At 47.4% G+C, this 11873-nt stretch carries 9 protein-coding genes and 1 pseudogene; 5 read left to right on the top strand and 5 right to left on the bottom strand.

Going from position 1 to position 11873, the window contains the following annotated elements:
* Positions 1-265: 265 nt before the first annotated feature.
* The 3 genes and pseudogenes from MN210_RS01510 to MN210_RS01500 form a co-directional block, all read left to right on the top strand.
* Positions 266-508, top strand: a pseudogene (locus MN210_RS01510) (DUF4212 domain-containing protein); the annotation flags it as partial.
* Between the two features lie 4 nt (positions 509-512).
* Entirely contained in the window at positions 513-2381 is a 1869-nt protein-coding gene (locus tag MN210_RS01505) for a sodium:solute symporter family protein (protein ID WP_338412437.1), read from the top strand.
* A 222-nt stretch (positions 2382-2603) separates the two neighbouring features.
* Positions 2604-3134 (top strand): hypothetical protein, encoded by a 531-nt coding sequence (locus MN210_RS01500; protein ID WP_241878997.1) that lies wholly within the window; start codon positions 2604-2606, stop codon positions 3132-3134.
* 103 nt (positions 3135-3237) lie between these two features.
* On the opposite strand, the gene MN210_RS01495 is transcribed toward MN210_RS01500, so the two are convergent.
* Positions 3238-3549: a ComEA family DNA-binding protein gene (locus MN210_RS01495; protein ID WP_241878996.1), complete on the bottom strand. Its 312-nt coding sequence runs from the start codon at positions 3547-3549 to the stop codon at positions 3238-3240.
* 34 nt (positions 3550-3583) lie between these two features.
* Positions 3584-4453: a nucleoside triphosphate pyrophosphohydrolase gene (mazG, locus tag MN210_RS01490; RefSeq protein ID WP_338412436.1), complete on the bottom strand. Its 870-nt coding sequence runs from the start codon at positions 4451-4453 to the stop codon at positions 3584-3586.
* A 161-nt stretch (positions 4454-4614) separates the two neighbouring features.
* Between mazG and MN210_RS01485 the strand changes: the two genes are divergently transcribed.
* Together MN210_RS01485 and MN210_RS01480 are read left to right on the top strand one after the other, a co-directional pair.
* A complete protein-coding gene (locus MN210_RS01485) occupies positions 4615-5883 on the top strand; it encodes a nucleotide sugar dehydrogenase (protein WP_338412435.1) in 1269 nt (422 codons plus the stop codon).
* 91 nt (positions 5884-5974) lie between these two features.
* Positions 5975-7438: a phosphohexomutase domain-containing protein gene (locus MN210_RS01480; protein WP_338412434.1), complete on the top strand. Its 1464-nt coding sequence runs from the start codon at positions 5975-5977 to the stop codon at positions 7436-7438.
* Positions 7439-7566: 128 nt separating this feature from the next.
* Here the strand turns inward: MN210_RS01480 and MN210_RS01475 are convergent, their stop codons facing one another.
* The 3 genes from MN210_RS01475 to MN210_RS01465 form a co-directional block, all read right to left on the bottom strand.
* Positions 7567-8907 (bottom strand): UDP-glucose/GDP-mannose dehydrogenase family protein, encoded by a 1341-nt coding sequence (locus MN210_RS01475; protein WP_241878994.1) that lies wholly within the window; start codon positions 8905-8907, stop codon positions 7567-7569.
* Between the two features lie 92 nt (positions 8908-8999).
* Positions 9000-10691, bottom strand: coding sequence for a glucose-6-phosphate isomerase (pgi, locus tag MN210_RS01470; protein ID WP_338412433.1), 1692 nt, complete (start codon positions 10689-10691; stop codon positions 9000-9002).
* A gap of 136 nt (positions 10692-10827) precedes the next feature.
* Positions 10828-11706, bottom strand: coding sequence for a UTP--glucose-1-phosphate uridylyltransferase (locus MN210_RS01465; protein ID WP_425605626.1), 879 nt, complete (start codon positions 11704-11706; stop codon positions 10828-10830).
* Positions 11707-11873 lie beyond the last annotated feature (167 nt).

The following is an 11873-nucleotide window of genomic DNA, read 5'->3' as shown; positions in this document are numbered from 1 at the left end:
TATATCTTGAACGGATGCTTATCGTGAAATTATTTAACTAAAAAATGCAAAATATGAAAATAGTTGATTGCTATCCCAAGATTACATCTGTAAACTTAAATGAGTCTGTAACTAACCTGATACATTTTAGGTCGTTTTAGAGATGAATTGAAAGGTTACTTACACACTTTCACAAGAAACTATCAGGCTGCAGGAAGCAGTCTCCCACTAGAGGGGCCACCCCCTACTGACAAAAGGAGTTTGTCTTATGAATCCCTCATAAGATTCGTCAGGCTATTGGAAAGCCAACGTCCGTCTTATCCTCATCTGTTTGTTTATCTGGGCTTTTTGCTCATATGGTTGCGGCATCTTATTTCGTCCTCTTCTGGCCGGTATTAAGTTTGGCGGGGCCGATCTTGGGTTTTGGTTTGCACAACAAGGCTCAATCATCTGCTTTATCCTTCTTATCTTCTTCTACGCTTGGCGTATGAATAAGTTAGACAAACAATATGGCGTAGACGAGGAGTAACCCTATGAGCCAATTTACTATCAATCTTATATTCGTTGGGGCTTCTTTTCTGTTGTACTTTGGCATTGCCATTTGGGCGCGTGCAGGCTCTACAAAAGAATTCTATGTGGCCGGTGGTGGCGTTCACCCTGTGTTAAACGGTATGGCAACGGGCGCTGACTGGATGAGTGCGGCGTCCTTTATCTCTATGGCAGGCCTATTGGCAGCCGGCGGTTATGGTGCCTCCTCCTATCTGATGGGCTGGACCGGCGGCTACGTGTTACTAGCCATGTTACTTGCGCCTTATTTGCGCAAATTCGGTAAATACACCGTGCCAGATTTTATCGGCGATCGCTTCTATTCAAAAACGGCGGCTTTAGTGGCCGTGGCCTGTTTGATTATTGCCTCTACCACTTATGTGATCGGTCAGATGACCGGTGCCGGCGTTGCCTTCTCACGCTTTTTGGAAGTGGACAATACCACCGGGCTTATTATCGCCGCAGTTGTGGTTTTCTTCTACGCTGTATTAGGTGGTATGAAGGGCATTACCTACACTCAGGTGGCGCAGTACGTGGTACTGATTATCGCCTACACCATTCCTGCTGTCTTTATCTCACTTGAATTAACCGGCAACCCGATTCCTGGTCTAGGTATGTTCTCAAACCATACTGAATCTGGCATTCCGCTACTGACTAAACTTGATCAAGTGGTCACAGACTTAGGCTTTACCGCCTATACCGCCGATGTACCTAGCAAGCTTAATATGGTGCTATTCACCTTATCACTGATGATCGGTACCGCGGGTCTGCCCCACGTTATTATTCGCTTTTTTACCGTTCCTAAAGTAGCCGATGCGCGTTGGTCGGCAGGCTGGGCACTGGTCTTTATTGCCTTATTATATTTTACTGCCCCTGCTGTGGGTGCTATGGCACGTTTGAACCTGATGGACACCGTCTATCCTCAAGGTGTTGATGCCCCTGCTCTGCCTTATGATGAGCGTCCAAGCTGGATGCAGACTTGGGAAGAGACCGGTCTTATCAAATACAATGACCTAAATGGCGATGGCCGTATTCAGCTGTATAATGATTCAGGTCTGGGCGCCGCTAAGGCGGCACTGGCCACAGCACAAGCAGAAGGTGGCGATGTTGCTGCCGCCACTACCGCCGTTGAAGAAGCCACTACCGCGCACGCTGGCGAGTTAGAGGGCAAGTTTGTCACTGCCGGCTGGCAAGGTAATGAGCTTGATGTGAACAATGATATTTTAGTACTGGCCAACCCTGAGATTGCCAATCTGCCACCTTGGGTTATTGGTCTAATTGCAGCAGGTGGTTTGGCTGCAGCACTATCTACGGCTGCCGGTCTGTTACTGGCCATCTCCTCTGCCATTAGCCATGACTTGGTAAAACGTAACTTCAATCCTGACATCACCGATAAAGGTGAGCTGTTGGTAGCCCGTATTTCAATGGCGGTGGCCATTGTGGTGGCAACTTACTTAGGTATTAACCCACCTGGCTTTGCCGCGCAAGTGGTGGCATTAGCCTTTGGTATCGCGGGTGCGTCTTTATTCCCAGCACTGATGATGGGTATTTTCTCAAAGCGTATCAACAACTACGGCGCTATCGCAGGGATGCTGGCGGGTCTAATCACTACCTTAGTTTATATCTTCGTGTACAAAGGTTGGTTCTTTATTCCACATACCGCCAATCTTCCTGACACTGCAGAATACTGGCTGTTCGGTGTATCACCCATGTCATTTGGTGCCATTGGTGCGCTGATCAACTTTATTGTGGCTTTCTTAGTGTCATCAATGACCCAAGCGCCTCCTGTACACATTCAAAAATTGGTAGAAAGCGTACGCTCTCCTCGTGGTGCTGGTGCTGCTATCGATCATTAATGTTAGACAACCGCGGTATATTTATATGAAATTAAACGCACTCAGTGGCTGGCCCACTGAGTGACCAACACAAGATGAATAGGTCAGTAAATCGACTTATTCATCTTTTGTTTATTAGCACGAGTGTTTATTGGTGCTAGTATTGATTGGTGCTAGTAGTTATTAGTATGAGTGTTTATTGCCACTGGCCATTTTTGACCCACTTATTTTGGACCCCTGCTTATGATTTATGAATTTATTGCCACCGTAACTGCAGGCTTTGGTATGGCCGGTATTGCCATGATTATACGTCACTTGACTAAGCTTGCTGGCAAACAAGCCCCAAAATGGCTGATTCCCATTTTTGCTGGTATCGGTATGTTAGGGTTTCAAATTCATCAAGAATACCACTGGCAACAGCAGCAAATAGATAGACTGCCTGCACAGGTAAAAGTGGTCAAAACCGTCGAAGGTCAAGTGTGGTATCGCCCTTGGAGTTACCTAAAACCGCAAGTGATCCGCTTTATGGCCGCAGAGTCAGGCAAGCCTGTAGCCACAGATATCACATCAAGCACAGACGACATCAGAAGCACCAACATCTACTTATTTGAAAGACGCATCAGCACCAAAGTCATTGCGCAGCTGGTTAATTGCAGTCAGCCTGCCATCACCAGTGTCACCATCGCCCCTCCTTTGTCTGCAACCAACTTTCAACAGCTGCAATGGCAACCGTTGGCCGCTGATGATGACCTATTACAGGCAGTCTGTCAGTAAGGCTCATGTCAGTAAGGCTCATGTCAGTAAGGCTCATATAAGTACGGCTCATATAAGTAAGGCTCATATAAGTAAGGCTCATCTGATGAATGCCATGCATGGTCTACTCTATACTCATTCGGGCACGGTTTTTGGCAACGGTTTTATCCCCGATGCCTTTTACCTTTGCCAAATCATCCACCGAGCCAAACGGCCCAAAAGCGTCTCGATACAAGATAATTTGCTGCACTTTATTGCTGCCAATACCGGTGAGCTGAGTCAGTTCACCTTCGGTCGCGCTATTTAAATGAACCGTCACGCTTTGCTCTGCCAATTGCTGATTTTGCTGCTCATTTATTAGGTGTGCATAGGCTTGATGGGCATCGGCAAAGCATTGCTGCGCCCAAGCACCGGGCATTAACACCGCCTGCATCATGCAAAGCATTCCCAAAATTAAAGCGCTAGTACGCCTATTCATGCTGTTTGGCAAGCTCCCATAGCGCATCCATCTCCTCTAAACTGCTGGTTTGTGCCGTCTTACCTTGCTTGGCCAGCTGGGCTTCAATAAATCCAAAGCGTGAGCGAAACTTATGCACGCAGGTCAAAGTGGCCGCTTCTGCATCTAAATTAAGCTTTCGTGCCACATTGACTAAGCCAAACACACAGTCGCCAAGCTCTTTTTCAAGCGCTTGCTTATGCACCGCATCCATGCTCTCACCGGCTTGCGGCAGAATTTGCTTTAACTCGCTAATCTCTTCTTCCAGCTTCTCTACTGCGCCCGCCACTCCTTCCCAGTCAAAGCCCAATTTGCTGGCCGCTTGTTGTAAGCTTTGCGCCTGCATTAAAGCACTGCCCGCCTTGACCGCATCTAGGCTTCGTTTGGGTTTGCCACGGCGTTCACGCTCTGCATTCTCGATGGCTTTAATCTCATCCCAGCGTTTTTTTACTGCCGCCTCATCGGGCAGTTGATCGGCCTCAAACACATGGGGATGGCGACGAATCAGTTTACTTTGTAGCGTATAGATCACATCACCTAAGTCGAATTGCTGCTGCTCGGCATAGATTTGGCAATGAAAAATAACCTGCAGTAGCACATCACCAAGCTCACCTTTGATGTCCTCAATATCGCCCTCTTGAATGGCCTCTGCCAGCTCGTATGCCTCCTCTATCGCATAAGGGATTAAGCTGTGATTGGTCTGCTTAATGTCCCAGGGACAATCAGCGCGTAGTCTGGCCATCAAAGCCAACAAGTCGTGTATATTGGCCGTTGGCTCAGGCACGCCCATCACAGGTTTTGGCGCTATCATTTTTTTATCGTGCATATCAGGTGTCTTTGACATAAGGGTGGACTCTCGTTGTTCATATTATCTGCTTATGGCAGCGTTTTTAATTTGTCATATCAGCAGTGTATCATTTTGAAATTGTAATTATGACCCCATCAGAATATAGTAAACTGTAACATTAAAGATCCAATAACGTTAAAACACACAAGAATAAAGATATGAGCAACTCTGACAGCACTGAAACTGCCTCACATTTACACCCCTCATCTGCGCACGCTGCTGCTATTGGCTTATCCAAGATTGTGGTCATCGGTGCAGGCTATGTGGGCCTATCCAACGCTATTTTATTGGCGCAGGCTCATTTACATACCCAAGTAATGCTGTTTGATATCGACCAAAACAAAATACAGTTATTACAACAAAATAAGTCACCGCTACAAGACACCGAGATTTGTGATTATCTGGCGCATAAGCCGCTCAACCTAACTGCCACGATGCAGGCGGTGATAGAGGATCAGGGCATTTATCAGGCCAGCGATTTGGTGATCATTGCCACCCCGACGAACTACGATGTGGCCTCAGGCAAGTTTGATACCTCCTCGGTTGAAGCCAGTATTGCCGCAGTTCGACAGCAAAATGCGACGGTACCCATCGTGATTAAATCAACCATTCCGATTGGCTTTACCGACAACATGCGTCAGCAGTTTGATAATCAAATTTTGTTTATGCCGGAGTTTTTGCGCGAGGGCCAAGCGCTGTATGACAATTTATATCCGTCTCGTATTATTGTGGGCGCAAGCTTAGAGCAGCAAGATTTGGCATCAGCCTTAATGCATTTATATCAACAAGCCAGCCTAGCGCCTGAGGTGGCGACGCTGATGATGCCGCCGACGGAAGCTGAAGCCGTCAAGCTATTTGCCAACAGTTATCTGGCCACCCGCATTGCGTTTTTTAATGAATTAGACAGCTTTGCTGAAAAGCATCAATTAAACAGCCAGTCCATCATCACCGGCGTCGGCTTAGACCCACGTATTGGCCAGCATTATAACAACCCCTCTTTTGGCTATGGCGGCTACTGCCTACCCAAAGATACCCAGCAGTTAAAGGCTAATTATGCCGGTATTCCTGCCAACTTAATCCATGCTGTGGTCGATGCCAACAACACCCGAAAACGTTTCATCGCCCGTCAAATCATCGACAAAAACCCCAATCAAGTGGGTATTTATCGCCTGAGCATGAAAAAAGACGCTGATAATTTTAGAGACTCGGCGGTACTCGATGTGATCAATACTCTAAAGCAGCATGGGGTCAGCATTAGCATTTATGAGCCGGCTTTAGAAACTGACAGCTTTGAGGGCTGCCCAGTGATCAATGATTTGGCGCAGTTTAAACAGCAAAACGATTTGATTGTTGCCAACCGCTGGCATGATGAGTTATCCGATGTGAAAGACAAGGTTTACTCACGAGATGTGTTTGGCTATAGTTAATCGCCGCAGCGACTCTGTGACCAAAAATTAAGTCCCCCTGATTCAGTTAATTAAGTTTACTAATTTTATACGCGATTAAAAAAGGCCACCAATGACCACAAATCCTGTTATTTCTGCTAATAATCTGCCACATCGTCCTATTACCTCGTTTAAAGCTTATGACATTCGTGGTGAGCTGGGCGTTAACCTTGATGAAGACATTGCTTATCGTATCGGCCGAGCTTTTGCCCAGATTTTGGCCAGTCAAAAAGCCGACAGTGAAGGTAATGACACCTTAGAGAACAGCATTGTTATAGGCTGCGATATCCGTGACTCGAGCGAGACGCTCAAGCAGGCTACCATTCGGGGCATCATCGATGCCGGCGTCGATGTCATTGACCTGGGCATGACCGGTACCGAAGAGGTGTATTTTGCCACCAGTCACTATCATGCCTTAGGCGGCATTGAAGTTACCGCCAGTCATAACCCAATTAACTACAACGGGCTAAAACTGGTGCGTGAAGGCTCAAGACCCATTAGTGCCGACTCTGGCCTAGCAGAGATTCAAGCGTTAGCAGAGCAAGGTGATTTTGCCGCTATCACTCACGCAGGCACAGTGGTAGAAAAGTTTGATAAAACCGCCTATGTCGATCATTTAATGCGCTTTATCGATACCAATAAGCTGGTGCCATTAAAGATTGTCATCAACTCAGGCAATGGCAGTGCAGGTCCCACCGTGGACTTATTAGAGCAGCGTTTACAGCAAAAAAACGCCCCCATTGAAATCATCAAAGTACATCATACACCCGATGGTAGCTTCCCTAATGGCATCCCTAATCCCATGGTTTTGGCCAACCGTGAGTCTACCCAGCAAGCGGTGATCGACAATAAAGCGGACTTAGGTATTGCCTTTGATGGTGACTTTGACCGCTGCTTTTTATTTGATGCCCAAGGCGAGTTTGTAGAAGGCAGCTATGTGGTCGGTATGTTGGCACAAGCCTTTTTACAAAAACATCAAGGTGCCGCCATCGTCTATGACCCGCGTGTCCTATATAATACCGAAGCGCTTATCGAAGAAGGTAAGGGTAAAGCGGTCATCAGTAAATCCGGCCATTCGTTTATCAAGCAAGTGATGCGTGAGTCTGGCGCAGTTTACGGCGGCGAAATGAGCGCCCACCACTACTTCCGTGACTTCTTTTATTGCGACAGCGGCATGATTCCTTGGCTGCTTACCATCGAGCTGTTATCGACCACCGGCAAGTCTCTAGGCCAGCTGGTCGATGAGCGTATCCATGCTTACCCCAGCTCTGGTGAGATTAACTTTAAGCTCACTGAAGCTAGCAGTGATGACATCATTAAGGCCATTGAGGCATATTTTAGTGTACAAAACCCTCAAAAGAACACTTTAGATGGCTTAAGCCTAGACTTCGGTCAGTGGCGCTTTAATATCCGTGCCTCCAACACAGAGCCACTGATTCGCTTAAATATAGAAACCAAAGGCGATGAGGGTCTGCTTACTGAGAAGACAGCGGAGATTAAACAGTGGCTTGCCACACAAGGCGCTCAAGTTGCTTAGCTGTTTAGCTGCTTAGCAGGGCATCCAATGATTACCCCGTTCAATCAGCCGCTAGATAGGTAAATTAAAACCCCGCGACTTACTAAGTCGCGGGGTTTTTTAGTGACATAGATTTAAAATTAGGGTGGTTATTTACTGCGGCCAATTCCTTGATACGTCCCTACTAAAGCGGCCACTTGAGTTTTTGCAAAGGCATTTTGGGCATCAAAGACTGGCACCACCACCTCATTAATGGCACTGATAGGTAGACGCTTGGTGCTTGGCCAAGACAGCACAAATAACGCATCGCTATCGGCCAACTTATCGGTGGCAGAGTCAATAAACTGTAACAGCGGCTGATCAGGGTATAGACTTGCCAGCTCAGACTGTGCCTCTAGCGCATAGATATGGGTGGTAATGTTATATGACCACAATAGGCGTAGTAACGGATGAATGGCAGAGGCGGAAGTGCGCCCTGAGCCTGCTTTATAGCTTGCACCCCATATGCTCACCTGTTTGTTTTCAATGGCACCATCAAAATGCTGCCAGAATTTACGGAAAATCAGCTCTTTTTGGTCATCATTAATGATATTGACCGCCTGCATTAGGCGGTGTTCAACCTGAGTATTTTGTAAGGTTTGCTGTAGGGCGCTAATCTCAGCCGGCAAGGTTTGACCGCCAAAGCCCCAGCCTGCTTTTAGATAGCTGCTGCCGATACGGGTATCTAACCCCATAATATTGGCAACCTCAAGGATATCTACGCCCTGCTGATCGGCCAGTCTCGACCATTCATTCATAAAGCTAACTCGGGTGGCCAGCATGCTCATAATGGCACTACGAGAAAACTCAATGGTGGCAATATCGCTAATATAGCGTTGCTGAGCCTGCGCTATTAGCGGCTGCAGCACCGCCACTTTATCGATAGAATCTGCAGTCTTCTCACCCATCAGCCACAATTTTGGCGATAGCATCGAAGGATAGGCACTGCCGTCTTGTAAAAACACAAAGGGGACATAATACACCCATGGTCTTTGGCACTGCTTGGCCAGGCTTGCAAATACCCCTAGGGTGCTGATACCACTGAAAATAACTGGCGTTTGACTGGGTACTTGGCTGTCATTCAGCTGACTGACCCATGCTTGCTGCACCCCATCCAAAGCGTGCCAGCTGCTGGGCAAATCGCCATAAAACAGCCAGTAGAAGCTGGCCTTAGTATCGCTAAATAATTGGCTTGCAAGCTGTGGCATGTCCTGCACAACAATGCTGTTTTGATTGAGATACAGCTGCCATAGCGCTTGCTGTTGATGCTCAAAGGTGTAAGTCTCAAGCGTATGCTGCAAGGCTTGTTGGTCTGCATACAGGCACACCTGATTGCCAAGACTGACCATGACTGTCGCGGTGGTGATGGCATCGATAGAATGACCCACGATAACGCAGTGGTCGGTAACGGCTTTGCTAGGGGCAGCAGGCGAATGAGTTGACGTTGCCATGATACGCATATCCTTAATATTTTTTAATGGTAATAAAGTCAGTGGGGCACATTGGGCCCAGCAGTGATGGCCAACAGCAAGCTTTTCTGCGCTTAGCTGTCTAATTGCTGATTAATGTGCTGCAGCAATGCTTGAGTCGAGCCATCAAAGGCTTCTGCAGCAAGCTGAGCCTGTTTATGAGCGTCATCTGCTGCTGCGTCAGAGGCCACAGATGTATCCAATCGAATATGAGCAAACACCTCATTGGCCACCTGTTTGCCCATCTCCACTCCCCACTGATCAAAGGGGTTGATGTCCCAAATACTGGCCATGACAAATACTTTGTGCTCATACAGCGCGATTAAGGCGCCAAAGCTGGCTGGCGTCAACTCATCAAGTAGCAACGTCGTCGAGGGCTGATTGCCACGGTAACGCTTAAATTTATCAAGCTCAGTGGCCACCTGATCAGGCTTAGGCGCTAAAGCATCGTTACCAAAGGCCAGTACTCGGCTTTGTGCCAAACAGTTGGCCAAAGATAACGCATGCTGCTTTTTGAGCTCGTCAGCTTCACGACTTTGATAGTAATTAACACAGGCAATAAAGTCACAAGACACCTTTTGAGTACCTTGGTGCAATAGCTGATAAAAAGCATGCTGAGCATTCGAGCCAATCTCACCCCACAAGATAGGACAGGTGGCGTAAGGCACAGGCTGGCCGCCATGCGTGACCGACTTACCGTTACTTTCCATCTCAAGCTGGGTTAGGTAACTTGGAAAATATTTTAAACGGCCATCATACGGCAATACGGTATGGGCATTAATCCCCAAAAAGCTGCTGTTCCATACGCCGATAAGCCCCAGCAAGACGGGTAAATTATGCTCAAAGTCCGCGTGCTTGAAGTGCTCATCCATAGCGTGAGCACCCGCCAGCATTTCATAAAATCGCGGCATCCCAATGCGGATGGCCACAGCCAGACCAATGGCTGACCACATAGAGAAGCGGCCACCTACCCAGTCCCAAAGCTTTAATTGATGCTCTTTGGCAATCCCCCACGCACTTACTCGCTCCGTATTGGCTGATATCCCAATAAAATGACGGCGCAACAAAGTGGCTGGACTGGCGCCGGTGGTCAATAGCCAAGCTCGGGCTGTCTGCGCATTCGATAAGGTATCGACGGTACCAAAAGACTTAGATGAGATGATAAACAGGGTGGTCTCTGGATTTAGCTTATCGAGCAGGCTGCCCAATTGCGTGCCATCCATGTTAGACACAAAGTGCACTCGAATATTACTGTCTGCCCATTCATCAAGCGCGGTATTGGCCATCACCGGACCCAAGTCTGAGCCGCCTACCCCAATATTGACCACATCAGTGATGGCTTTGCCTGAATAGCCACGCCACAGACCGCTACGAATGCGATCAACCAAGTCTTCTGCTTTGGCCAAGCTGTCATGTACCTCAGCCACCACATCCACCCCATCTACGGTTAGACGAGCCGACTTAGGCAGACGCAATGCGGTGTGCAGGGCTGCACGTTTTTCACTGGTATTGACCTTATCGCCTTGGTACAAGGCAGCCAGCTTTTGTGGCAATCGGCATGCTTTGGCCAACTCAAACAGCTCTGCTTTCACCGATTCATCTAAGCACTGCTTGGAGTAATCAAAAAACATGCCTTGAGCACTGAGGCTAAAGTTGGTGCTTCTATGGGCGTCTTTGGCAAATAACTCATTGATTGACCAAGGCTGCTGCGCTAATTGCTGAAGCCTTTGCCATTGGGGCAGCTGATTGGGCAAGGTTTTATCCATAAACAGAGTACTCAAAAATTAAGTGTTACAAAAAGCGTTTAATGTCTGTAGCCCTAACTTCATAGACAGCTAAAGTCATGTTCGCACAGTGCTATTTATCAGGTTTAGGTCGTTATAAGTCTTAAGGCTGGCTGGCTTAGGCTTGTAGCTGCTGCTGAGCAAAGTAAATAAAGGCCTGCATATAGCTGGTCATATCACCGGCATCAAAGCTATCACCGAGCATGGTCGTGACATCAACACCTTGAGTACTAATAAGCGCATCAATGGCGTCCGTTAGCTGAATCTCACCGCCCACAGAGGGCTGAGTATTGGCCAAGTAGTCAAAGATAGTGGCGTTAAATACATAGCGTCCCACTACCGCCAGATTAGAGGGGGCATCTGCTAACTGCGGCTTTTCGACAAAACCTGCCACTGCAAAATTGGCGTTTTTGTCTCCTGTTAGCTGCGACAATTGATCAGCATCTTTTAGCTTAGCAATGCCATATTTTTGTACATCCTCATCAGCAACATGGCTAACTAGGATTTGTGAGTGATGGGTTTGCGCAAAGGCTTGTATCATATAGGCCAGATTGTCTTTATCCATCTTGGTAGTAAATGGGTTTAGCACCACATCAGGTAGCAGCACCGCAAAAGGATTGTCACCGACAATAGGACGCGCCTTTAAAACCGCATGACCCAGACCTAAGGGCTTACCTTGACGAATCACAGACACTGAGACATCCTCAGGCAGCCAGTTTAGGCTATCGGCCAGCTCATCTTTTCCCTTAGCGCGCAATTGATTATCAAGCTCAGCATTGACATCGAAGTAGTTCTCAATGGCGCTTTTTTGAGCATGGCCCACTAAGACGATGTGTTTAATCCCTGCCGCTATCGCCTCTTCTACCACATAATGAATGGCTGGACGATTGCCGAGTGGTAGCAGCTCTTTGGGCACAGACTTTGATAAAGGCAACATACGGGTACCGAAGCCGGCAACAGGGATAACGGCATGAGTAACGTGAGTGGTCATAAGCATCCAATTTAAAATATCAGTTTAGTTTTTTATAAACATAGAGTAAGCCCTAATTATCACTCTATTGTAGCAAACTTAGCGCTCAGCACCACCAATAAGCGTACAAAGCTTAATAAAAACTTGGTCAGATCATTAAATATGCGACAAAAAAAGAGCACCCCGAAGGATGC

This window comes from Psychrobacter raelei (assembly GCF_022631235.3).
Classification (GTDB): Bacteria; Pseudomonadota; Gammaproteobacteria; order Pseudomonadales; family Moraxellaceae; genus Psychrobacter; species Psychrobacter raelei.
The sequence above is the reverse complement of the archived record's forward strand: the minus strand, read 5'-3'. Positions and strand labels throughout refer to the sequence as shown.